General features: G+C 62.4%; 20 protein-coding genes. 11 read left to right on the top strand and 9 right to left on the bottom strand.

What is annotated here, in order from left to right; genetic code table 11:
* Window positions 1-858, top strand: coding sequence for an SDR family NAD(P)-dependent oxidoreductase (locus tag HMPREF3056_RS08715; protein WP_070754573.1), 858 nt, complete (start codon window positions 1-3; stop codon window positions 856-858).
* 24 nt (window positions 859-882) lie between these two features.
* Window positions 883-2,514, top strand: a complete 1,632-nt coding sequence (locus tag HMPREF3056_RS08710) for a peptide chain release factor 3 (RefSeq protein ID WP_070754572.1) — start codon at window positions 883-885, stop codon at window positions 2,512-2,514.
* A 14-nt stretch (window positions 2,515-2,528) separates the two neighbouring features.
* On the opposite strand, the gene HMPREF3056_RS08705 is transcribed toward HMPREF3056_RS08710, so the two are convergent.
* Window positions 2,529-3,398 (bottom strand): patatin-like phospholipase family protein, encoded by an 870-nt coding sequence (locus HMPREF3056_RS08705; protein ID WP_070754571.1) that lies wholly within the window; start codon window positions 3,396-3,398, stop codon window positions 2,529-2,531.
* Window positions 3,399-3,433: 35 nt separating this feature from the next.
* On the opposite strand from HMPREF3056_RS08705, the gene HMPREF3056_RS08700 reads away from it, so the two are divergent.
* Both HMPREF3056_RS08700 and HMPREF3056_RS08695 read left to right on the top strand, forming a co-directional pair.
* On the top strand, window positions 3,434-3,841 hold the full coding sequence (locus HMPREF3056_RS08700; protein ID WP_070754570.1) for a hypothetical protein: 408 nt from the start codon (window positions 3,434-3,436) through the stop codon (window positions 3,839-3,841).
* 6 nt (window positions 3,842-3,847) lie between these two features.
* Window positions 3,848-4,393, top strand: coding sequence for a gamma carbonic anhydrase family protein (locus HMPREF3056_RS08695; protein WP_070754569.1), 546 nt, complete (start codon window positions 3,848-3,850; stop codon window positions 4,391-4,393).
* A gap of 109 nt (window positions 4,394-4,502) precedes the next feature.
* Here HMPREF3056_RS08695 and HMPREF3056_RS08690 read toward each other — a convergent pair whose 3' ends face one another.
* On the bottom strand, window positions 4,503-5,159 hold the full coding sequence (locus HMPREF3056_RS08690; RefSeq protein WP_070754568.1) for a sulfite exporter TauE/SafE family protein: 657 nt from the start codon (window positions 5,157-5,159) through the stop codon (window positions 4,503-4,505).
* Between the two features lie 195 nt (window positions 5,160-5,354).
* On the opposite strand from HMPREF3056_RS08690, the gene HMPREF3056_RS08685 reads away from it, so the two are divergent.
* The 3 genes from HMPREF3056_RS08685 to HMPREF3056_RS08675 are packed head-to-tail and all read left to right on the top strand — an operon-like array spanning window position 5,355 to window position 8,903.
* Window positions 5,355-6,575, top strand: a complete 1,221-nt coding sequence (locus tag HMPREF3056_RS08685) for an NAD-dependent epimerase/dehydratase family protein (RefSeq protein WP_070754567.1) — start codon at window positions 5,355-5,357, stop codon at window positions 6,573-6,575.
* Between the two features lie 6 nt (window positions 6,576-6,581).
* Window positions 6,582-7,730 (top strand): glycosyltransferase family 4 protein, encoded by a 1,149-nt coding sequence (locus tag HMPREF3056_RS08680; protein WP_070546183.1) that lies wholly within the window; start codon window positions 6,582-6,584, stop codon window positions 7,728-7,730.
* 12 nt (window positions 7,731-7,742) lie between these two features.
* Window positions 7,743-8,903: a DUF6882 domain-containing protein gene (locus tag HMPREF3056_RS08675; protein WP_070681872.1), complete on the top strand. Its 1,161-nt coding sequence runs from the start codon at window positions 7,743-7,745 to the stop codon at window positions 8,901-8,903.
* A 39-nt stretch (window positions 8,904-8,942) separates the two neighbouring features.
* Here the strand turns inward: HMPREF3056_RS08675 and HMPREF3056_RS08670 are convergent, their stop codons facing one another.
* Window positions 8,943-9,977 carry an enoyl-CoA hydratase/isomerase family protein gene (locus HMPREF3056_RS08670; RefSeq protein WP_070510383.1) on the bottom strand — a complete coding sequence of 345 codons (1,035 nt, stop codon included), beginning with the start codon at window positions 9,975-9,977 and terminating at the stop codon, window positions 8,943-8,945.
* Between the two features lie 97 nt (window positions 9,978-10,074).
* On the opposite strand from HMPREF3056_RS08670, the gene HMPREF3056_RS08665 reads away from it, so the two are divergent.
* Together HMPREF3056_RS08665 and HMPREF3056_RS08660 are read left to right on the top strand one after the other, a co-directional pair.
* On the top strand, window positions 10,075-10,872 hold the full coding sequence (locus HMPREF3056_RS08665; protein ID WP_246819158.1) for an HAD-IIB family hydrolase: 798 nt from the start codon (window positions 10,075-10,077) through the stop codon (window positions 10,870-10,872).
* 194 nt (window positions 10,873-11,066) lie between these two features.
* Window positions 11,067-13,322 (top strand): acyltransferase family protein, encoded by a 2,256-nt coding sequence (locus HMPREF3056_RS08660; RefSeq protein WP_083317801.1) that lies wholly within the window; start codon window positions 11,067-11,069, stop codon window positions 13,320-13,322.
* 260 nt (window positions 13,323-13,582) lie between these two features.
* Here HMPREF3056_RS08660 and HMPREF3056_RS08655 read toward each other — a convergent pair whose 3' ends face one another.
* Both HMPREF3056_RS08655 and HMPREF3056_RS08650 read right to left on the bottom strand, forming a co-directional pair.
* Window positions 13,583-13,903 carry a putative quinol monooxygenase gene (locus HMPREF3056_RS08655; protein ID WP_070510385.1) on the bottom strand — a complete coding sequence of 107 codons (321 nt, stop codon included), beginning with the start codon at window positions 13,901-13,903 and terminating at the stop codon, window positions 13,583-13,585.
* Between the two features lie 107 nt (window positions 13,904-14,010).
* Window positions 14,011-14,601 carry a hypothetical protein gene (locus tag HMPREF3056_RS08650; protein ID WP_070510387.1) on the bottom strand — a complete coding sequence of 197 codons (591 nt, stop codon included), beginning with the start codon at window positions 14,599-14,601 and terminating at the stop codon, window positions 14,011-14,013.
* Between the two features lie 170 nt (window positions 14,602-14,771).
* On the opposite strand from HMPREF3056_RS08650, the gene HMPREF3056_RS08645 reads away from it, so the two are divergent.
* Window positions 14,772-15,686: an AEC family transporter gene (locus HMPREF3056_RS08645; RefSeq protein WP_046646938.1), complete on the top strand. Its 915-nt coding sequence runs from the start codon at window positions 14,772-14,774 to the stop codon at window positions 15,684-15,686.
* A gap of 8 nt (window positions 15,687-15,694) precedes the next feature.
* Here the strand turns inward: HMPREF3056_RS08645 and HMPREF3056_RS08640 are convergent, their stop codons facing one another.
* Window positions 15,695-17,530 carry an ABC-F family ATP-binding cassette domain-containing protein gene (locus HMPREF3056_RS08640; protein ID WP_070510389.1) on the bottom strand — a complete coding sequence of 612 codons (1,836 nt, stop codon included), beginning with the start codon at window positions 17,528-17,530 and terminating at the stop codon, window positions 15,695-15,697.
* A 91-nt stretch (window positions 17,531-17,621) separates the two neighbouring features.
* Here HMPREF3056_RS08640 and HMPREF3056_RS08635 point away from each other — a divergent pair, with 91 nt between their 5' ends.
* Window positions 17,622-18,932 (top strand): NHL repeat-containing protein, encoded by a 1,311-nt coding sequence (locus HMPREF3056_RS08635; protein WP_070510391.1) that lies wholly within the window; start codon window positions 17,622-17,624, stop codon window positions 18,930-18,932.
* Window positions 18,933-18,956: 24 nt separating this feature from the next.
* On the opposite strand, the gene HMPREF3056_RS08630 is transcribed toward HMPREF3056_RS08635, so the two are convergent.
* Genes HMPREF3056_RS08630 through HMPREF3056_RS08620 form a run of 3 tightly spaced genes read right to left on the bottom strand, consistent with a single transcriptional unit; the run spans window position 18,957 to window position 21,916 of the window.
* A complete protein-coding gene (locus tag HMPREF3056_RS08630) occupies window positions 18,957-19,895 on the bottom strand; it encodes a 4-(cytidine 5'-diphospho)-2-C-methyl-D-erythritol kinase (RefSeq protein ID WP_070701594.1) in 939 nt (312 codons plus the stop codon).
* Entirely contained in the window at window positions 19,892-20,734 is an 843-nt protein-coding gene (rsmA, locus tag HMPREF3056_RS08625; RefSeq protein WP_070754566.1) for a 16S rRNA (adenine(1518)-N(6)/adenine(1519)-N(6))-dimethyltransferase RsmA, read from the bottom strand. The genes HMPREF3056_RS08630 and rsmA overlap by 4 nt, the downstream gene beginning before the upstream one ends.
* Before the next feature lie 33 nt (window positions 20,735-20,767).
* Entirely contained in the window at window positions 20,768-21,916 is a 1,149-nt protein-coding gene (locus HMPREF3056_RS08620) for a resuscitation-promoting factor (protein WP_049154227.1), read from the bottom strand.
* Between the last annotated feature and the right edge of the window lie 225 nt (window positions 21,917-22,141).

Genomic DNA, 22,141 nt, shown 5'->3' with positions numbered 1-22,141 from the left:
ATGAGCCGCACGAGCCAGAGCCTGCCATTGAATAACGACCCGAAAACTATCGTCATCACCGGAGCCTCTGACGGCGTGGGCGCGGCCGCTGCCCGTATCCTTCACCAGCGCCGCCCGCAGGATTCGCTCGTGCTCGTGGGCCGCAACCCGGAGAAGACGCAGGCTGTGGCTGAGGAGATCGGCGCCGACTTTCATGTGGCCGATTATGAGTCTTTGGGCCAGGTGCGCCGCCTCGCCGAGGAGCTGAGCCAATACCCGCGGATCGACGCCTTGGGCAATAACGCCGGCGGCATGTTCGACGGCCCCTTCGCCACCGCCGATGGTTTCGAGCGCACGTGGCAGATCAACGTTGTGGCGCCTTTTCTTCTGACCTCCTTGCTGCGCGATACGCTGCGGGCCAGCAATGCCACCGTGGTGCAGACCGCCTCGTTGGCCAACATGCTGTATTCCTCTTTCGATCCGGGTGACCCGAATACTTTTGAAAAGTTCAGTGCCGAGCGCGCCTATGGCAACGCCAAGTTGGGCGATATTCTGTTGACCCGTTACCTCGACTCCCACGGGCTTACTTCCGTGGCCTTCCACCCGGGGATTTTGAATACTGGCTTCGGGCATAACTCAACGAGCAGGACGAGCAAGCTGTATTCGATCGCTGCGGCTCAATACGTCTTGGGCAAGGCGGACAAGGGCGGGGAGAACTTGGCCTACTTCCTCAGCGGCACACCAGGCATCCATTTCAACTCCGGCGAGTACTACAACCAGAAGCGCAAGCCAGGCCTGCAGCGGCCGATTGCGAAGAAGCTCTCCGTGGCCCGGCGCATCTTCGATGATCTGGGCCGCCAGCTCAATGTGGAGTGGTAGCAGCCAGCGGCTAAACTAGCCCGCATGAGTATTGCCTCCGAAGCTTCCCGCCGCCGCACATTCGCCGTCATCGCCCACCCGGATGCTGGTAAGTCCACGCTAACGGAGGCGCTGGCGCTGCACGCGCACGTCATCAACGAGGCCGGCGCGGTGCACGGCAAGGGCAACCGCAAATCCACGGTCTCCGACTGGATGGAGATGGAGAAGGAGCGCGGTATTTCCGTGGCCTCCTCCGCGCTGCAGTTCGAGTACGCACCCGAGGGCCATGAGGGCGAGCCCTACATGATCAATCTGGTGGATACCCCGGGCCACGCGGACTTCTCGGAGGATACCTACCGCGTGCTCACGGCGGTGGATGCTGCTGTCATGCTTATCGACGCCGCCAAGGGCCTCGAGCCGCAGACCCTCAAGCTCTTCCGCGTGTGCAAGGCCCGCGGCCTGCCGATCATCACGGTGATCAACAAGTGGGACCGCGTGGGCCGTGAGCCGCTGGAGCTTGTCGACGAAATCGTCAACGAAATCCAGCTGCAGCCCACCCCACTGTACTGGCCGGTGGGTATCGCCGGCGACTTCCGCGGCTTGGCCCACATCAACGATGACGGCGAGGCCGATGAGTACGTGCACTTCCTGCGCACCGCCGGTGGTTCCACCATCGCCCCGGAGGAGCACTACTCCCCCGACGAGGCCGCCGCGAAGGAAGAGGACGCCTGGGAAACAGCCGTGGAGGAGGCAGAGCTGCTGGCTGCGGACGGCGCCCTGCACGACCAAGAGCTCTTCGAGCAATGCGTGACCTCCCCGCTCATCTTCGCCTCCGCGATGCTGAACTTCGGCGTGCACCAGATTCTGGATACCCTGTGCGCCATCGCCCCGGCTCCGCGCTCCCGCGATTCGGATCCGCAGGCCATCGAGGCCGCCACCTCCGCTATCGATGAGGTCCGTGAGGTCACCGATGAGTTCTCAGGTGTCATCTTCAAGGTGCAGGCGGGCATGGACCGCAAGCACCGCGATAACCTCGCTTTCATGCGCGTGGTCTCCGGTGAATTTGAGCGCGGCATGCAGGTCAACCACGCCCAATCCGGCCGCAGCTTCTCCACCAAGTACGCCCTGACGGTCTTTGGCCGCACACGTGACACCGTGGACACGGCGTACCCGGGTGACATCGTCGGCTTGGTCAACGCCGGTTCCTTGGCTCCCGGTGACACGATTTACACCGGCAAGAAGGTGCAGTTCAAGCCCATGCCGCAGTTCGCACCGGAGTCCTTCCGCATCCTGCGCGCGAAGTCTTTGGGTGATTACAAGGCATTCCGCAAGGGCTTGGACCAGCTGGCTGCGGAGGGCGTGGTCCAGATTCTGCGCAACGATACACGTGGCGATGCCGCCCCCGTCATGGCCGCGGTGGGCCCCATGCAGTTCGAGGTCATGCAGGCTCGCATGGAAGTCGAGTACAACGTGGAGACCATCACCGAGCCCATCCCCTACTCCGTGGCGCGCCGCACCGACGCCGAATCCGCGCCCGAGTTGGGCCGCCAGCGCGGCGTAGAAATCTTTACCCGCACCGACGGCGAGCTCATCGCGCTCTTCGGCGATAAGTGGAAGCTGGCCTTCATTGAGAAGGAGCACCCGGAGCTGACCATCGAAACACTCGTGGCGGATTAGGCACAGCGTTTCCCTTAACTGCTGAGAAATTCCTTCCACGCCGGCCATTCCGCATAGGTCTGCGCGCGCCCAGCTTCATAGTTCGCGCGCAGCTTAGTCACCGAGCGCTCGGTCGAAGCCACCTGCATATCCTCTGGGAAGAAAAGCTGTGCACGCCCCTCCTTTTCCAGCTCCAGAAGCCGGTCCTTGGAGGCGTTGTACCGGGGCGGCCGGGCAATCATTGACTCCGCCACGGCAGGGTACTTTCGGAAGATTCGTCGCAGCGCCGCGGGCCGCCCTACCTCAGGCCGCACGTAGCCACGCGGTTTCGACCCCAGGAACAGGAACTTCTCAAACCCGGCCTTCTCCGCCTGCTCGATGAGGATGCCACCGGATTCCCCCATCGCACCATCAACGTACGGCGCGCCATCGATAACACGCATCGGCATGATCAGCGGCAACGTCGAAGACGCGCGAACGCGCACCATCAGGTCGTCCAGGGTCTTGATGTCTTCGCGACCCCAGTACACGCTCTCCCCGGTATCAGCGCGGGCGGCGGAAATACACATCTGCGCCGGATTGGCCTGAAATGTTTCCCAGTCAAAGGGCATGTCCTGATCGGCGGCCTTCTCATAGATGAACTCCGCATTGAAGTAGCCGCTACCGCGCAGTAGCGAGCCCAAGCCACCAAAGCTGGGGTTCCTGGCAAAGTCCACGAAGGATTCTTCCGAGCGGCTCACGTCGTGGGAGAGGAAGTTCACGGTGTGCGAGGAGCCCGCGGAAACACCTCCAACCCAGCCAAATTCCACCTCCTCCTGCAGAAGTTTGACGATGCACGCGGCGGTATAGGAATTGCGCATGCCGCCGCCTTCAATGACGAGTGCTGTATCTTTCGCGTCAATCACAGTGCCCGATGGTACCCCCGCGCTAGGATCGCGCCATGGGATTGTTTTCTGCGGTTAAGAATGTCGTCGACAAGCTTGGCGGCTCCAGCACTGTCCGTTTGGCCTCCCCGGATCCCCACGCCGTCGAGGTTTCTTTAGATCATCTTTCCGTGCACACCGCGAGCGGTCTCATCATCCTGGTTACCTCCCCTGCCGGTGCACAAGTGCTCAGTGAAGTGGCACGCTCCGGCGAATCTGCGCAATTACGTGGCCCTCAGACCACTGTGCATCTCTCCCCCACGACTAAAGAACAGCGTCCCGTCCACGACCCCAAGAAGGGATGGGCCATCCCGTTGTCGCTTGCAGAAAGAGAGACGCTGTCCCAACTCAACGCGGAGCCCGGCGATTATGAAATTTCCGAGTCACTCGCTGTGTCCGTCGAACCCACCCCTGAAGAAAGCTAGTCCGCCATGCTCATCCTCCCCTTCCAAGGGCACACGCCTCGCATCCACCGCAGCGCCTGGATTGCGCCGAATGCCACCATCATCGGTGACGTCACCATCGGGCCGGATTCTTCCGTGTTCTATGGCAGCGTGCTGCGCGGGGATGTTGGCGCCATCCGCCTAGGCGCCCGCGTCAATATCCAAGACAACTGCGTCATCCACGTCGAAGCCACTGCGCCGTGTGTGATGGAGGATGACGTCACTGTAGGTCACATGGCCATGCTCCACGGCACGCACGTGGGCGCGGGCACGCTGGTTGGAATGAAGTCTTCTTTGCTTTCCGGCTCCACCGTGGGCACAGGCTCTCTCATCGCCGCCGGCGCGGTGGTGCTCGAGGGCCAAAACATTCCCGCCGGTGCCTTGGCCGCCGGGGTGCCCGCCAAGGTGCGGCGTGAGTTGAGCCCTGAGGAATCGGCCGCCTTCATCCCGCACGCCGCGCGCTACGTCGACATTGCTAAGAATCAGGCGCCGCTTGGCGACGCCCTCCCCCTCGACGAAGTCCTCTACGACTAGCACCGCAACTGCCGTTGTTGACAAAACTCCCGAGCTCGCCGCAAAAACTGACCAGAACTTTGGCAACTAGGGCAGTTCACTTTTGAACTCTTGCCCACCAGCCGGCGTGCTAGACAAGAGCAACGAGACCCATCACCACCAGGAAGGCGGCCACGCCGTAGCCGCTCCATAGTGCCACTGCTGCAGAGTTTTCCCGCGCCCACGCGAAGGCGCGACCAGCCCAGGAGTCTGGCTTCGCCCGCACAAGCGCGATGAAAAGTCCGCACACCGTGGGCAAGGACAGCGCAAAGGTGGCGTAGAAGAAGAGGCCACCGTATTTAACGGTGTTGCTGAAATCCCCGGCAGCAAGGTGCATCAGCCCATAGAAAAAGGGTACGGAGGTCAAGGACTGGATAACGCCCATGGCATAGCCCACCGCGACAGTCTTGGCCGAGGGCGTGCGCAGTGGGCCGAGGAGTTTCTGCACCATGTCATTGGGTTCGCCCTTGGAGCGCCAGGCCAGAAGGCCCAGCCCCAGGCCGATGACCACTAGACCCCAACCAAGCAGCGGTGATTCCAGCGCGGCGGCCACCTTGTCCTGGATGCCGACGAAGACGAACATCACCACAGCAGCGGCGGTGAGCACACCGAACCAGTCACCGACGATGACGAGGGCCGCGATCTTGCGGTAGCTCCCCCGCGGAAGCATGATGCCGATGGCCACCAGGATTCCGATGAGAAGCGCGTTGACGGAATCGGCGAAGGCATTCAGCACGGCTTCAAGCATGCGGGCTAGTCTACAGGCTCTTAGAGAACATTCATCTACTGTTTACCCCGCGCGCCCCCGACGCAGGCGAGCAAACGGTATGTTCGAAAAAAGTGTGCCACGTAACGAACCCCCAACTTACGCGTGTCAACATAGACTAGACCCCTGCTGGTACAGCACGTTTTGACCCCGACCCAAGAAGTGGAGAGACAAAAAATGAAGGTAGCGATTCTCGGCGGAGACGGCTTCTGCGGTTGGCCCGCTTCCCTTTATCTCTCCGACCAAGGCCACGAGGTCATCATCGTGGATAACCTCTCCCGGCGCGCCATCGATGAGGAGTTGGGCGCGGAATCCTTAACACCCATCGCCTCCATTGAGGATCGCCTGGCCGCGTGGACCGAGGTTTCCGGCAAGACCATCGGCTTCCGTAACCTCGACGTGGCCCAGGACTACGACGGCTTGCTGGAGTTCCTGAATACCGAACGCCCGGATGCGGTGGTGCACTTCGCTGAGCAGCGCGCCGCCCCCTATTCCATGAAGAATTCGCGCACCAAACGCTACACGGTGGATAACAACATCAACGCCACCCACAACTTGCTCGCCGCCATCGTGGAATCTGAGCAAGATATCCACGTCGCCCACTTGGGCACCATGGGTGTCTACGGCTACGGCACCGCCGGTATGAAGATTCCGGAGGGCTACCTGGATGTGCAGGTGGATGCGGGCGAGAATGGCGTCGTCAAGCAGCAAATCCTCTACCCCTCCAACCCGGGCTCGGTCTACCACATGACGAAGGTCCTGGACCAGCACCTGTTTGCCTACTACGCCAAGAATGATGAGCTGCGCATCACCGACCTACACCAGGGCATCATCTGGGGCACGCACACTGAGCAGACCCAGAAGGACGAGCGCCTCATTAACCGCTTTGATTATGACGGTGACTACGGAACGGTGCTCAACCGCTTCCTCATTCAGGCCGGCATTGGTTATCCGCTGACCGTCCACGGCACCGGCGGACAGACCCGCGCCTTTATTCACATTCGTGACATGGTGCGCTGCATCGAGCTAGCCCTGCAGAATCCGCCGGCACGCGGGGAGCGCGTCAAGATCATCAACCAGATGACCGAAACCCACCGCGTGCGTGACCTGGCAGAACTACTGGCGAAGATCTCTGGTGCGGAAGTGGCTTATGTGCCGAACCCGCGCAAGGAATCCGCAGAGAATGAACTCCACGTCACCAACGACACGTTCCTCGAGCTCGGCCTGGAGCCGACCACTTTGTCGGAGGGGTTGCTCCACGAGGTGGAGGAAGTCGCGCGTAAGTACGCCGACCGTGTTGACCGCTCCAAGATTCCAGCCCAGTCGCTGTGGACGCGCCAGCAGCACGCTGGTGTTCCCGAAGCCTTGGCCAACGGCGCGGACGCTGCGGAGGCTTAAACCTTCGTGCGCATCGCTATCGTTACCGAGGTCTTCCTGCCCAAGATCGACGGCGTGGTCACCCGCCTGACGCGCACGCTGGACCAGCTGGCCGCGATGGGCCATGAGGTGCGGATTTTTGCCACAGGCAAGGCCCCTGACACCTATGCCGGCTTCGAGGTCACCCGCATCCCCAGTTTGTCGCTGTGGGTCTACCCGGAGATTAAATTCGGTTTGCCCTCGTGGAAATTCTTCAAGGAAATCCGGGATTTCGATCCCGATGTCATCCACGCGGTCAATCCCATTTGGACCGCGGCCCTCGGCGTCTTTGCCGCGCAGCGCGATGCCGTACCGCTGGTAGCCAGCTTCCACACCAATGTCCCCGAGTACGTTGAAGCGCTGGGGATTGGGTGGACTAGGCCGCTGACCGAAGCCGCGCTGAAGTATCTGCACAACCAGGCTGCGGTGAACCTGTGCACCTCCGGCCCCATGGTGGATAAGGCTCGGATGATGGGGATCCGCAACGTGCAGCTGTGGCCCAAGGCTGTTGATACGCAGACCTATCACCCCAGTCGCGCCACGGAACAGATGCGCGAGCGCCTGACCGACGGTAACCCGGATTCCCCGTTGGTGACCTATATCGGCCGCGTCTCCAAGGAGAAGGACTTGGAACGCCTCGATCACGTGATGGAACTGGTGAGGGCACAGCTTAGCGACGCCCGCCTGGCCATCGTCGGCGATGGCCCCGCCTTGGAGGAGCTCAAGTCCAACTTCGATCCTGCGCACACCGTATTCACGGGCTACCTCTCCGGCGAGGAGCTCGCCGCCGCCTTCGCCGTGGGGGATGTCTTCCTCTTCCCCTCCGCCACAGAGACCTTGGGACTCGTGGCTCTCGAGTCCTTCGCCTCTGGGGTTCCGGTCATCGGCACGAATGCCGGCGGCATCCCCTTCGTTATCGAAGAAGGCGTCACAGGACATCTCATCGAGCCCGACGCTGACGACACCGCGTGGGCCAGCGCCGCTCTCGGCCTCCTGCGTGATTCCTCCCGCCGGGCGCAGATGGGACAGGCCGCCCGCCGCGAAGCTGAAAAACATTCCTGGGTAGAATCCACCCAAGCCCTCCTTCAGGCCTACGAGGAGGCCATCGAGCACCCCTTCCGCAGGAATACAAACTAGTCAAGGAGACCCATGGATTCAGCCCAGAACCTGTACTCCGCTGGCGCCTTTATCCAAGCCGGCATCGACGCCACGTTTGCCTCACGCCTAGGCGTCGTTCGCGACGTCGAGGTGAATTTCATTCCCACCGATTCCGTATCAGCAGCCTCGGAGGAAGGGCAGCCAGACCTGGATCAGCGCGCCGTCGTGCGTTTTAGCACTGATTCCGGGGTCTATGATTTCGATGGACTGCGTCTTGCCACCATCCACAACGGGGAGCTTCGCTGGGCCACCGGCATGGCAGAGCACGCACCGCAGCCGGAATTCCACGGGCCACAACCTGACTCTGCCCTGCTGCGCGGCTTGGCACGACGGCTGGTGGGCGACCGGCCTGTTGTCCGCGTCCCACAGGGCGATGGCGAAGCATTGGTCGCCGTCGATTTCGCGGAGATTAACCCGGATCCTCGGGTGAGCATCCTGGCCGGAATTGAGCACTCAGGGGACGTCGCCGGTGGGGTCGACGAGCGCCTAGCCACCGCCGAGTTGTCCTCCTACCTGGGCATTCTGCAGAGCCACGCGGAAAATCTCGCGCTTTTCCACGGCTCCCGGATCGTAGGTCTCCCCCAGGCCCCGGGCCGCGTTGGGCTCAGCGCGCGCGAGGTGTTGGCCGACGCCCACTTCCTCGCCACCGAGCACAACTTCTTCTTGGAGGCCCGCTTCCCCAACCTGTGGGCGGACCTTGATCCTGTTACGTCGCGGACCGTGGTGAACTCCGATTACGGCTCGCTCACGGTGCCCGCGCACCTCATCGCGACGATCGACGCCTCCACGAACGCCTTCACCTGGGCCTGGGCAGATGAGCTGTCCAGCTCCATGTCCGCCCAAGCAGCGGCGAACCTGCGCCGCTTCGGATATGACCAGGCTATCCCCGAGTTGATTCGGGCCCGCGTGTCCATCACTGAGGCACGCTCTGCACGCTTGCCACAGCTGGCCATGCCAGTTCTGGGCCTGTGGACCTTGCTGCCAGTGCAGCTTCCCGACGGCCGCCAAGGCCTCGCGCTGTCCGATGCCCCCGCGTTCCACCTCCCCGCACCGACTCCGGCGGCCACGCAAGCCACCCTCAACGTTGCGGTGCCGGCAGGCGTGGACGAGCAGCGGGCGCGCGCTGCCTACCACCGGGCGCGCCCCCTATAAGTGCTCGGACAGCGCTGAGTGCGTGAGCGGCTGGGAGCGTTAGGAGTTCAGCACGGCGCGGAACTCCTCGACGTCAACCTCCTCTGTGGTGGCCGGGTTAAACGCTGCGTCCTGGGTCTTGTCCACTAGTACCGCGCGCACGCCCTCAGAAAAGTCGGGACGGCGGTACATGTGCATGCCCAGCTTGAGTTCCAAAAGGAGGGCCTCGCGAATGTCGTCGACACCGGCCTCTGCCTCATAAAGCTCGTTAGCCGCGATAATGGCAGCTGGGCACGCCCCTGCCATAAGGCGGCGGACCTCACCGGCAATGAGCGGGCGCTTGTCCAGCTCCGCGGAGATTTCCTCCCACGTTGGCAGGGCAAACGTCTCCTCCAGGTCCTTGGCCACCTGCTCCAGCGGGGCGGGCTCTTCGGGTGCGGGCAGGGCGAGGTCCTCCAGCGCGGCATCAATACCGCGCTCAATGGCGGCCTCAATCAGCTCGTGTGCATCCTTGACAACGTGGGTTGCCACGCCAGTCCACAACATGTCTGCGGCATACATGCGGTATCCACTAAGACCCCAGAACTTGGCCAAGCCCGGTGAGGCGATACCGCGGGTGCCCACCATGCGCTGGGCCGCATAGGCCACACCGACGTCGGTGACATAGCCGATGTTCATCTCCGGCATCGAGGCGAAGGCCTTTTCCGTCACCACGCGGTGCGAGCCGTGCAGAGAAATGCCCAATCCACCGCCCATGACAACACCGTCGATGACGGCGATATAGGGCTTCGGGAACTCTGCGATATCACCGTTAGTGAGGTACTCGCTGGCGAAGAAGGCATCGACCTCCTCCAGCTTGCCTTCCGCGATTCCCTCCCGCGCGTGGCGCACATCGCCGCCCGCGCAAAATGCCTTAGGGCTATTGGAGTAAATCAGGACCTGCTCAATCTCATCGTCCTGCGCCCACGTTTCGAGGGAGCGGCGGATGATATCGATCATGTCCGGGGTCAACGAGTTCAGGGCCTTCGGCCGATTGAGTTCGAGGACTCCGGTATGGTTGCGGACGGAAACGAGTACTGGATCAGTCGTAGTCATGCGCACCAGTGTTCCATATCACACATGTTTCAGCCACCTGTTTTTGAGGCTGGTTTTAACATCGACCCCTGCTTCTAAACCCAACCTTCAGATTGGTGTGAATTTCTTGCTCCCACAGCTTGTTGCTCTTGACATGGACGGCACCCTCCTCGATGCCCACGGTCAGCTGCCCGCAGACTTTTCAGAGCTTGAGGAGCTCGCCACTGCCCGCGGCTGCGAGCTGGTTCCGGCCTCGGGACGCCAGCTGGCCACCCTACAAGACATGTTCCCAAAGGGTGGCACATTCATTGCCGAGAACGGCTCGGTGATTTTGCGCAGCAGCGAGATCATCGCCACCTTCCCGCTGCAGGAAGAAACCGTGCGCGCAGCGCGCGAGGCCGCAGCCGCCATCAGCGAGGCGCACACCGTCGTTCTATGTTCTCCGGAGACCGCCTACGTGGCGCGGGATGTCACGCAGGCAGCACGCGCGGAGATTTCCAAGTATTACAAGGCGGTCACGTGGGTCGACGACTTGGACGACGTCCCCAATAGCGACATCATCAAGATCGCCATCTTCTGCGAATCCGGTTCCGAGGCTCACCTCTACGAGCCGATTCGTCGCGCCGTACCGGAGGACAACGTGGCGGTATCGGGCAAGGTCTGGCTCGATGTCATGGCCCGCGGCGTGGATAAAGGCGCAGCCTTGCTCAAGCTCGCTGAACTTGCCAACGTTCCAATCACCGCCACCGTGGCCTTCGGTGACTACCTCAATGACCTCGAAATGCTGCGTGCCGCTGGGACGGCTATCGCCATGGACAACGCGCATCCGAAGCTGAAGGAAATAGCGGATATTATCGCGCCTGCCAATACCGACAATGGTGTGAGCACGGTGCTGCGCCAGCTTCTGCGCACCTAACACGCTCCCAGGAAACCTTCCCGATTCTCTGCCACCACCCGAGTAGGATTACCCCGGTTCCCTAGACCCCCGATCCCTTACGTGTGGAGTGTTCAGTGAAGAAGTTCCTGCGATCCCCTGGGCCCCGTGTCCCTCGTCGGGCCACGGACACCTCCCTTGAGCTGGACCCGGGGTCCCTCCCCAAGGCATCCGCTGTGCGCAAGGCCAAGCTGCACAAAGCCCGCGAGGCCGCCGAGGAAACCCCCTCGCCGCGCCGCCGCCCGCTCCCGCGCGCTACGCGGCCACAGCGTATTCAATCTACCCGGCCGCAGTGCGACGAACAGCCCCGTCCGGCTCAGCCTGTCGAGCGGATCGCCAAGGCCGCTTCGCAGCCCCCAGCTCAGCCCACACCCGCCGAGAGTTCCCCCGAACCACGGCCTGAGAATGAGATATCGCGCGCCTTGGCGCGGCGCTCGCAGCCCGTCGGCACACCGACGAGCAAGCAGCTCAAAACACCACGCCCCTCCCGGGAACAGCGCCAAGCCGCGCGACAGGACAACACGAAGGGCGCTGACACTCCAGCGGTGCCAAAGGAATCTGCCACCGTCACGCGCCAGCGTCGCGCGCGCCTGCGCCCGGTACCGGGCTTGGATGGGCTGCGCGGTCTCGCGGTCTTGGCGGTCGTGCTCTACCACTTCTTCGGGGATCTGCTCCCCGGCGGATACCTCGGCGTGGATATGTTCTTTGTCCTCTCCGGCTTCCTCATTACCTCGCTGCTCGTGCGCGAATTCGCCGTGAGCGGGCGCATCAGCCTCACCGACTTCTGGGTCCGGCGCTTCCGGCGTATCCTTCCGGCTGCGCTCGTCGTCTTATGCCTGTGCACGGCCCTCGTCGCCATGATTGGCGGGGACCTCGCCGTGGGGATCCGGGAACAATTCTTGGGGACCTTCTTCTTCGTCAACAACTGGACCCAGATCGCCACCAGCCAGACCTACTTTGCACCCAATGAGGTGCAAGTCTTTGCCCACTACTGGTCCCTAGCGGTTGAGGAGCAATTCTACCTCCTGTGGCCCCTACTGATGTTTGGAGCTTTTGCTCTGTCGCGGCGCCAGCCCAAGCGCCTGCCCATCGCGCTTTCTCTTGTCCTCGCCGCCGCCTCCGCTGCCGCGATGGCGCTGCTGTTCACTCCGGGCGAAGACCCCACACGTGTTTATTACGGCACCGATACCCATGCCTTCGGCCTCCTCATCGGTGCGCTTTTATCCCTTCTACTCACCTCGACGTCGAAGGAGGCAAAGGCGGATTCGTGGGCGTCGACAAGCACAGGCGTTATCGCCGGCACCATCGGGTCCTTTGCCTTAATCGGATACCTGGCGCAGCTGGTGTGGATGGGCGCGGACCTTGAGTTCACCTACCGCGGCGGCCTGGTCCTCACCAGCCTCCTCGGCGCGGCAATGATCTGGGGCGTGGTGCGTGAGACCGGACCGCTCACATGGCTCTTCCGCACCCGGGTGATGCGGTGGCTGGGCCAGCGTTCCTTCTCGCTGTACCTGTGGCATTGGCCGGTGGTGATGATCCTCCGCGAGCTGTCTGATGCCCCGGCGTGGCTGCTGGGACTACTCGCGCTTCCCGTGTCCTGCCTGTTGGCTGAGGTGACGTATCAGTTCGTGGAAAACCCCTTCCGCCGCGCCGGATATGTCGCCACGTGGCGCACCTATTGGGCTTCGCGCCCCACGGTGGCCGAGATGAAAGACGGTTTCGGCAAGGCCATGTGGCCTGCCGTGCCCGCCATGGTGATCCTCTCGGCGCTGGGCGTGGCCTATGGGCTGGTCACGTCACAGGACCAGACCGAGCTCGAGCGAGAATTGGAGCGCATGTCGCAGGCCAATGAGCAGACCGCCGCATCGGCCCCAGCAACGCCGACAGAAACCACGAAGCCGAAGGAGAAGCGGGCGCTACCTGCGGGCACGGAGATCAACGCGGTGGGTGATTCGGTCATGCTTGCTGCTTCCGAAGCCCTCAACGAGCGCTTCCCCGGAATCCTCATCGATGCGGCGGTTTCCCGCCAGTATGGGGAGGCGATTCCTGCGATTCGACAGCTGAAGGACTCTGAACAGCTACGTTCCACCGTCTTTGTGGGGCTGGGAACGAACGGGCCGGCTGCGGACGGCGAGATGGACGAGCTCCTCACCATCCTCGGTTCCGATCGCACGGTTATCCTCGTCGTGCCCTACGGCGAGCGCGACTGGATGGGTCAGGCGCGCGCAGAGATTATCGAGGCCGCAAAGGAGCACGACAACGTCTACGTGGCCGACTGGTGCGGCATGGCCCAAGAGAACCCGGCGTTGCTCTACGACGACGGCGTGCACCCACAGGCCGAGGGCGCAGCGCTGTATGTGCAGGCGCTTTCCGACGCCCTCGAGCAGTACGCCAACGGGGACAAGTCCAGCACCACGGCCTGCTCGCTCTAGCCTTCGGCCGCTCTCGAGTCAGCTGCTCTCCAATCAGGGCAGTGCGCTAGCAGCATTGTCCCAGCAGCACTGCCAAAGTTGACAAAGTTCTGGCCAGATCCTGCGGCGGGAGCACATGTTTTGGCAACTCGGGCAGTTGACGTGATTCGCCTCTAGGTCTGAGCACATAGAAAACGGCCGGGGATGTGCCTCCCCGGCCGTTCTCGCTTCGCCGTTACTTGTGTGCTTCCTTCTTACTGGAAGCCAAGCTGCTCACTCTCCTATACGGAGAATTCAGCCATCTTATCCCAATTGGTCTTTCCATCGATGTGAGTGTTGATGATGTCCGGCGTCTCCACCAGGTACTTCGGGAGCTCCTCGCAGGAGCGCTTGAAGTGCTCGGTGTTGACGTGGTCAACGTCGGTGCCGTCCTTGTAGGACTCGAGGAGCAGGAAGCGCTGCTTGTCTTCCGGATCGCGGAACCACTTGAAATCGATACAGCCGGGCTCAGCCTGGCAGGCCTTGGTGTACCAGTCGATCTCGTCGAGGAAGGTCTCGGCATACTCGGGCTTGACGTGGAACTGTACGTTGATCAAAATCATGGGCCCCACTGTAACCTTCTCCACGAAAACGTGCAGAAGGCCCCGCCAATGGCTGAACTGAGCTAGCCCAATTCCAGCAGGGCCTTAAAAAGAGCCTCTCGGGAGGATTATTTGTTGAAGAAGTACTCCGCCACATAGACGTAGGTTCCGTCAAAAGCTTGGGCGACGCCGAAGCCGGTGCCATCCGTCTTGGTCACGGGCACGTCGCGGTTGAGCCAGTCCACGCGCTCCTTGGCCTCAGATTCGGTGAGCTTGTAAATGTTGCCGCTGCCCTCCTCCAGGTGGGTCAGCCCATCGCCTGCATTGTCGTGGAAGGTGACCTTGCCAGCTGCTGCCTGGTTTGCCCACTCCTGCGCGATGTTCTTGGCGTTGGCATCCTCGTGGTGGCCCTGCTTGAGCAGGTGGGCGTGGGTAGCACCAACGAGTTCGCCGGCGACGGCCGGGGTCGGCTTCTTAATGAAGCCCGGCAACTGGACGTTAAACTGCTTCGCCAGGTCATAGGCCTGCGCAGGCAGCTCGATCTCTAAAGAGTTGACCTGCTCAACGGCCTGGGAAGACAGCTGGTTTACGTCCTGCAGCTGTGCGGAAGAGGAGTTAACCGGGGCGGCCTGGGCAGCGGACACCGACAGAGCAGTGGTGAGGGTAGCTGCCACGGCGGCGGTGGCGGACATGCGGGAAACACGACGGAAAGAATTCATGCCTTCCACCGTGCCACAAAAATGCTTCGGCGGAAAAAGACTTCCCGCTCATGTGGGATTTTCGATACCACTTTGTTATCACTTGCCGGTGGCTGCATGCCGGCATGGAAGAATAGCCAAGGCTGGCTTTAGTATGGATTTTTTAACGAGTATCCGAAAGGTGATCACTGTTGCTGGACGTCTTAACCGGTTTCGCCATCATTTTTGTGGTTATCGGCGTGGGCTTCATCATGGCTCGGCGCGGCGTTATCGGCGAAGGTGAGGCGCGCCTGCAGTTCAATCGCACGGCGTTCTGGGCGGCGACCCCAGCGCTGATCTTTTCCAGCGTGGCCACCTCTGACACCTCGGCCTTTGCCTCGCCGGTTGTCGCCGTCATCGCGATAGCTTCGGTCGCCACGATGGCCTTGTATTGGGTGCTGAGCGCGTTATTCTTCCGGCGTAGCGGAGCGGAAACCATGGCCGGCGCGGCCGCGGCCAGTTACTACAACTCGGTCAACATCGGGCTGCCCATCGCCACCTATGTCATCGGTGATGCCACCTTTGTGGTGCCAGCGCTCGTGCTGCAAATGGCAGTCCTCTCGCCCTTCATCATTGCCGGCCTCAACGCCCAGGGAACAAGCCTGCGTTCGATTTTAAGTTCCGTGGTCTCAGGGTTGACAGCCCCAGTGGTCATCGCGGCGATCGCCGGCTTCATCGTGTCCGCCGCAGGCTGGCACGTCCCCGACGTCATTATGGCTCCGCTCGAGATCCTTGGTGGTGCCTCCATCCCGATGATCCTGATGAGCTTTGGCGCCTCACTCACCGGCGACGGGCTGTTAGCCGTTGACCGCCTGCCGACGATTACCGCCACGGTTCTCAAGCTCATTGCTATGCCGGCGATTGCGCTGGCGGCCGGCTTGGCGTTGGGGCTGAGCGGCAACGAGCTCTACACAGCGCTGATCTTGGCCGCGCTTCCGACCGCACAGAACGTCTACAACTATGCCGCGACCTACCAGTCGGGAGAAACGGTGGCGCGCGATACGGTCTTCCTCACCACCTTCCTCTCGCTGCCGGCGATGCTGGGCATCGCGGCTCTCTTCGGGTAGGGCTGGGCCTACCCCTCGAGCTTCTCCCCCAACTCCAGCCATTCCATTTCTAGCTCTTCGCGCTCAGAGGCAATGGCCTTGAGCTCGGAGTCGAGCTTCGCTAGCTCACCGCTGTCCCCCTCACCGGAGGACATCTTCTCTGCAGCCACCGCCATCTTTTCGTTCAGCTTCGCCGTCTTATCGTCGAGCTTGCCCATCTTGCGCTCCAGCGCATTCATCTTCTTGGTCAGCTCGCGCTCTTCCTGGGAGCTCAACCGCTTGGCCGGGGCGGCATCCGCGCTCTGCTCGTCAGAGTTCTTGGAGGCTTCTCCTAAATCAAGGACGCCGCGGGCGGTGGCGGCCTCCATCTCCTGACGGCGGCGCAGGTATTCCTCGATTCCGCCCGGCAGGTTGGTGAGCTTGCCATCCCCAAACAGCGCATAGGTGTTATCCGCGATGCGCTCGATGAGGTAGCGGTCGTGCGAGATGACCACCAAGGTGCCCGGCCACGAGTCCAGAAGAGACTCCAGCTCCTGGAGAGTATCGATGTCGAGGTCGTTCGTGGGCTCGTCGAGAAGCAGCACGTTTGGCTCCGCCATAAGCACGCGGGTCAGCTGCAGACGGCGGCGCTCACCGCCGGAGAGGTCGCCGACCGGCGTGCGCTGGCGCTTGGCGGAAAAACCCAGGCGCTCCGCGAGCTGGGACGCGGACAGTTCCTTCTTGCCTAGGTGAACGTAGGTGGCGACGTCTTCGACGGCGTCGAGAAGCCGGCGCTCCGGATCCAGATCATCGAGCTCCTGGCGCAGCCAGCCCAGGCGCACCGTCTTGCCCTCGATGCGCTTGCCAGCGGCAAGCTCGACTTCACCAGCAAGGGCGCGCAGCAGCGTGGTCTTGCCCGAACCGTTAACACCAACGAGGCCGATGCGCTCGCCCGGCGCCAAGCGCCAGGTGAGGTGATCCACGAGCGTGCGACCGTCCGGGGTTGTGACCTTTGCGTCCTCGAGCTCAATGACGACTCGTCCCTGGCGCTGCTTGGAAAAGGCCATGAGCTCGACCTTGTCGCGCGGTGCGGGGACGTCGGCGATGAGTGCCTCGGCTGCCTCGATGCGATAGCGCGGCTTCGAGGTACGCGCCGGCGCTCCGCGACGCAGCCACGCCAGCTCCTTGCGGGCCAAGTTCTGCCGGCGCTGCTCAATAGCATCGGCTTGGCGGGCGCGCTCGGCGCGGGCAAAGGTCCAGTCGTTATAGCCACCCTCGTAGGCATCGACGACACCGTCGTGCACCTCCCAGGTAGTGGTGGCCACGGTGTCGAGGAACCAGCGGTCGTGCGTGACGACGACGACCGCTAGCTTGCGCGAAAGCAGGTGGCTGGCCAGCCATTGCACACCTTCGACGTCGAGGTGGTTGGTCGGCTCATCGAGCACCACGATGTCGAGGTCTTGAACGAGTGCGGCAGCCAGGTTGACGCGGCGGCGCTCACCACCGGAGAGCGAGCCCACAGGGGTGTCTAGCCCTAGGTCAACAATGCCGAGGCCGCCGAGGACATCGCGCACCTTCGCGTTGGATGCCCACTCGAAAGTCTCCAAGCCCAACGGCTCAATGATGGCTTGGGCGATGGTGAGCGATTCTTCTAATTCAAAGCGCTGGGTCACCACCGCCATGCGCAATTCCGAGTTGTGGGACACGCGGCCCGAGTCTGGGGATTCGATACCGGTGAGAACTTCCAGCAGCGTCGTTTTGCCGCCGCCGTTGACGCCGACGATGCCGATGCGATCACCGGTTTGCACGCCGAGGGAGACCCCGTCCAGCAGGGTCTTAAGCCCAAAGGACTTGGTTACGTTTTCAAGGTTAATGAGGTTCGCCATATCGAGTGTTCATCTTAGTGCCTCGGCGCGGTTACCCCCGCACCATTACCTTTATTGCTATTGATTTTCACTTCCAATACTCTGGCGCACTATGAAAAAAGAACGTCTCGCCCTGTGCGCCGCACTTTCCGCCACGATCCTCACCATGTCCGCTTGCTCCTCCCCTGACAGCGAGGAATCCACGTCGCCCTCCAGCGCTGAAGCCTCCCACGCGCATGCCGAGCACGACGATGACCATGATGGGGAGCACAGCCATGACGGCTTCGAAGCCGCGGAAGGTGAGACTGAGGTAGCTGAGCTGCCAAACCGTATCCTTCTTTCCCACAAAAACGGCCTCACCACGCTCGACGGCGAAACCGGTGAGGTCATCGAAAGCGAAGATCTGAAAGCATTCCTCCGTCTAAGCGATGCCGGCGATAACCGCCACATCATGGTGACCAAGGGCGATAGCTTCCTCACCTTCGACACGGGGCGCATCACCAAGCCCCACGGCGACCACAAGCACTACTACGCGGCGCAGCCGCAGCTTCTCAGCGCAGCCATCGACGCACCGCACGCCGGTCACGTGGTTCACCACGACGGCTTTACCGCGCTCTTCTCCGACGGCGATGGTGTGGCACGGATTTACAAGACCGAGGACATCGGCAAGGAAGACGCCAAGCCCGTCAACACCGTCGAGACAGGCGCTGCGCACCACGGTGTGGCCGTCCCGCTGAAAGACGGCTCCGTGGTCACCACGAAGGGCACGGAAGACGAGCGCCACACCATCCAGCACCTCGACAAGTCCGGCAAGGTCCTTGCGGAAACCACTGAGTGTCCTGGCGTCCACGGCGAAGCTGCCGCCGGCAACGGTTCCCTTTTCTTCGGCTGCGAGGATGGGCCCGTCGTCTTCGACGGCACCGAATTCCACAAGATCGACGTCTCCGCTTACGCGGGCAAGGACGGATACCAGCGCTCCGGCAATTCTGCGGGTTCGGAGGAATCCAACATCATCTTGGCAGACAACAAGACCGACAAGGATGTCGACTTCGAGCGTCCCACCTCAGTGACCCTCATCAATACGGAGGACTACTCTGCCAAGAAGGTTGAACTGGGCGAATCCTATTGGTTCCGCTCGTTGGCCCGCGGTCCCCTGGGCGAGGCCTTAGTCCTCACGACCGACGGCAAGCTCAACGTCATCGACCCGGATTCCGGCGAGGTAACAAAGAAGATTGACGCTATCTCCCCGTGGAAGGAAAACGAGGAGTGGCAGCAGCCGGGTCCGATCCTCAAGGCGGCAAACGGCTATGCCTACGTCACCGATGCGAACAAGCAAGAACTGGTGGTCCTTGACCTCCTCGGTGACCAGGAGCCGCAGCGCTACAAGCTCGACTTCAAGCCCGTGGAGATGGCCGTCCTCTAAGGACCGCTACCTACAGCGCTGGCGCTAGACCAGCGTTGCTCCGGTTGCGGGGCCTGCGGTCACCAGGCCACGGGTTCCGCGGTTATCGGCGCAGACCTGGGCCACCACTTCCTGTGCGGTCTCCTCGTCCTCGCAGAGGAAGGCACAGGTAGGCCCAGACCCGGAAACGATGCCCTTGAGGGCGCCGGCGGCCTCACCGGTGTCGAGAATCTTGCGTAAGTCCGGACGCAAAGAGAGTGCTGCCGGCTGGAGGTCATTGTGCATCACCGCGGCAAGCTCGTGGGGGTTGCCGCCGACGAGGGCTTGGCCCACGGCTTCCGTGTCCAAGTGCGGTGTGCTTCCACGGCCGGCAGCGCGCAGCTCATCCAGCTTGCGGAAGACAGTGGGTGTGGACAAACCCTCCGCATTGGTGATGATTGCCCAGATATAGCGCCCGCGCTTGAGCATCGGGGTCAAGAGTTCGCCGCGCCCGCGCCCCAAGGCGGTGCCGCCCATGAGGGTAAAAGGCACGTCGGAGCCCAGTTCCGCGGCGAGTTCGTAGAGCTTCTCCATGCTGAGGGCTTCACGGCCGAATTCGGTGCTCAAAGCTTGGTTGGCCAAAAGCAAGGCGGCCGCGGCATCAGCGGAGCCACCGGCCATGCCCCCGGCGGCGGGGATGTTCTTTTCCATCGTGAGCGTGCCGGCAGCTGGCAACATGAGGTTGTGAGCCACCAGCTCTACCGCGCGCCACGCCAGATTCTCGGTTGACGCCGGCACACCCTTCGCGTGGTTGCCGGTGACCACCACGCTGCTTTCCTCGCCCCAGCGGTAGCTAATGCGGTCATGCACGTCGAGGGACTGGAAGACCGTAGCCAGCTCATGGAAACCATCCGCGCGTGCCTCCCCCACCCCCAGGTGCAGGTTGACCTTGGCGTGGGCGCGCGCCTGCCAGATCTGCGGGGAGTCGTCTCCTGTCCTACTCATGAGGCTTCCGCCAATCGGACGAAGTCCTCCACGCCCAGCTTCTCACCGCGCAGGCGCGGATCGATATCCGCCGCGCGCAGCGCTTCCTCGGCTGCTGCGGCGGAACCATAGAAACCTGCCAGGGCGGCGCGAAGTGTCTTGCGGCGTTGGGCAAAGGCGGCGTCGATCAGCGCAAAGAGCCGCGGCCGTAGTGTCTCGTCGAAGGGGCGGGTGCAATCGATGCGCACCAACCCTGACTCAATCTTGGGTGCCGGCCAAAACACGTTCTTGCCAATCGTGCCGGCCTGGCGAACCGGTCCATAGAAGGATGCTTTCACGCTGGGGATGCCATAGACCTTGCTGCCTGGCGCGGCGGCGAGGCGCTCAGCTACTTCCAGCTGCACCATGACCAGGACGCGGCGAATGGATGGGTAGACCTCCAGCAGGTGGAGCAGCACCGGCACCGCCACGTTGTAGGGCAAGTTGGCTACCAAGGCGGTCGGCTCCCCCAACTCCCCTGCCGCAACGGTGAGCGCGTCCTTCTCCACCACGGTGAGGCGATCCGCAAAGTTGGCTGCCCGCGCCGCCACGGTATCTCGGAGCTTGCCTGCCAGGCGCGGGTCAATCTCCACGGCCGTCACGTGCTCGACTTCGCCCAGTAGTCCCAAGGTCAGCGAACCCAAACCAGGGCCGACCTCCACCACGCGGTCCTCCGGTTGCAGGTCCGCGGCAGCCACGATGCGCCGGATGGTGTTGGGATCATGCAGAAAGTTCTGGCCCAGCTTCTTTGTCGGCGTCACGTCGAGCTCAGCGGCGAGCTCGCGGATTTCCACCGGGCCCAGCAGGTGGGGTTGTGTCATGTCATCCAGACTAATACGCAGGGCGCTGAAGCTTTAGCGCAGGCCGAGCTTCGAGGTGCAGGCGGGCCATGCGCCCCAGCCCTGCGCGGCCTGAACCTTCTGGGCCACCGCAATCTGCTGCTCGCGGGAGGCCTGCCAGGCCTGCGGGGCGTACTCGGTGCCGCCAAAGGCAGCCCAGGTCGACGGGGTGAACTGCAGGCCGCCGGAGAAACCGTTACCGGTGTTGATGGACCAGTTACCGGTCGCCTCACACTGGGCGAGGGCATCCCATACGGAGCCCTCAGCAACGGCCGGTGCGGTGGACTTCGGCTTGGTACCGCGCGCGATCACTGCGGCGACGGCCTCGGTGCGCACATCTTCCTTGATGATGTCGTTGGACTCTTCCGTACCGTTGACCTTCACAATCTTGCGGGTCACGGTGCGCGAACCTGGGGTTCCCTCCTCGCGGACTTCCTCGGTGCCTTCTTCCAGCTCCGGGTCATCAACGTAGGTAGCTGGTGCGTCGAAGTCCTCCGTCTTCTCCTCTTCCGAGATGTCCACGCGGTCCACGGTGATGGCCGTGCCGGCCTTGACGGGAGCGTCAAGGTCCGGCGACACACGGTCATCCTTGCCCACGGTGATACCGCGGGCTTCCAGTACGTCCTCCACGGTCTTAGCCGCAACGCTGGCGTAGGACACAGAGCCACCGTCAGAAAGCTTAATGATCTTCGGGGATACCACCTCAAGGTTCATGCCCTCAGTCAGAACCTCATCATCCTCGACGGTCTTGGAACCGGAGGTGATAGCAGCGCCTGGGGCGATGCCGTCGAGGCCGCCCAGCAGGTCAGACACAGTGAGGTCAGTGGAGGACATCTTCGTCTCCACGCCATCGATGGTCACCGCAACCGGCTTGGCGGTACGAACGGTAATCGAGTCACCATCGGAGACCTGCTCAGACAGCGCCGGGTAGACAACGTCCTCCCCGCCAACGCTCACACCTGCGGCCTCGAGGGCCGCGTTAACATCACCGGCGAAGGTAGCCAGCTGGGTGGTCTCACCGTTGATGTCGAGCGTGATGTCCTTCTGAGAACCGACGGCAACGACACCACCCACAGCCAACGTGCCGAGCACACCGCCGGTGGCCATGCGCAGGGGCAGGGAGCGGGAGTTGTTGATTCGCTTGATCTGCTTCTTCGGGGACATAAACCTTTACTCGTCTCTGCGTTGCTTCGTGCCCAGAGAGGCCTTTGCACTCTCCTCAGCACCTGACGTGGCGTGCGAATGCACGCCAGCCGGCAACATCAAGGCCGGACTAACTTTGGATAACGATACGGTAACAGAGCGTAACGATCGAGACGTTCTCACACGCCGCCACCACTGGCAACACACTCGTCACACCAAACACGCGCGCCACCGTTGAGCAGCACC

Origin of the sequence: Corynebacterium sp. HMSC056F09 (assembly GCF_001815785.1) — a bacterium.
Taxonomy (GTDB): domain Bacteria; phylum Actinomycetota; class Actinomycetes; order Mycobacteriales; family Mycobacteriaceae; genus Corynebacterium; species Corynebacterium hiratae.
Note: the sequence above shows the minus strand (reverse complement) of the source record. Positions and strands in the feature narration are given on the sequence as shown.

What these genes read in the sequence shown, in the direction of transcription:
- rsmA (WP_070754566.1), bottom strand. Translation starts at nt 20,734, where the DNA reads ATGACACAACCCCACCTGCTGGGCCCGGTGGAAATCCGCGAGCTCGCC.
- HMPREF3056_RS08630 (WP_070701594.1), bottom strand. Translation starts at nt 19,895, where the DNA reads ATGAGTAGGACAGGAGACGACTCCCCGCAGATCTGGCAGGCGCGCGCC.
- HMPREF3056_RS08695 (WP_070754569.1), top strand. Translation starts at nt 3,848, where the DNA reads ATGCTCATCCTCCCCTTCCAAGGGCACACGCCTCGCATCCACCGCAGC.
- HMPREF3056_RS08635 (WP_070510391.1), top strand. Translation starts at nt 17,622, where the DNA reads ATGAAAAAAGAACGTCTCGCCCTGTGCGCCGCACTTTCCGCCACGATC.
- HMPREF3056_RS08710 (WP_070754572.1), top strand. Translation starts at nt 883, where the DNA reads ATGAGTATTGCCTCCGAAGCTTCCCGCCGCCGCACATTCGCCGTCATC.
- HMPREF3056_RS08640 (WP_070510389.1), bottom strand. Translation starts at nt 17,530, where the DNA reads ATGGCGAACCTCATTAACCTTGAAAACGTAACCAAGTCCTTTGGGCTT.
- HMPREF3056_RS08715 (WP_070754573.1), top strand. Translation starts at nt 1, where the DNA reads ATGAGCCGCACGAGCCAGAGCCTGCCATTGAATAACGACCCGAAAACT.
- HMPREF3056_RS08620 (WP_049154227.1), bottom strand. Translation starts at nt 21,916, where the DNA reads ATGTCCCCGAAGAAGCAGATCAAGCGAATCAACAACTCCCGCTCCCTG.
- HMPREF3056_RS08700 (WP_070754570.1), top strand. Translation starts at nt 3,434, where the DNA reads ATGGGATTGTTTTCTGCGGTTAAGAATGTCGTCGACAAGCTTGGCGGC.
- HMPREF3056_RS08685 (WP_070754567.1), top strand. Translation starts at nt 5,355, where the DNA reads ATGAAGGTAGCGATTCTCGGCGGAGACGGCTTCTGCGGTTGGCCCGCT.
- HMPREF3056_RS08655 (WP_070510385.1), bottom strand. Translation starts at nt 13,903, where the DNA reads ATGATTTTGATCAACGTACAGTTCCACGTCAAGCCCGAGTATGCCGAG.
- HMPREF3056_RS08690 (WP_070754568.1), bottom strand. Translation starts at nt 5,159, where the DNA reads ATGCTTGAAGCCGTGCTGAATGCCTTCGCCGATTCCGTCAACGCGCTT.
- HMPREF3056_RS08670 (WP_070510383.1), bottom strand. Translation starts at nt 9,977, where the DNA reads ATGACTACGACTGATCCAGTACTCGTTTCCGTCCGCAACCATACCGGA.
- HMPREF3056_RS08675 (WP_070681872.1), top strand. Translation starts at nt 7,743, where the DNA reads ATGGATTCAGCCCAGAACCTGTACTCCGCTGGCGCCTTTATCCAAGCC.
- HMPREF3056_RS08650 (WP_070510387.1), bottom strand. Translation starts at nt 14,601, where the DNA reads ATGAATTCTTTCCGTCGTGTTTCCCGCATGTCCGCCACCGCCGCCGTG.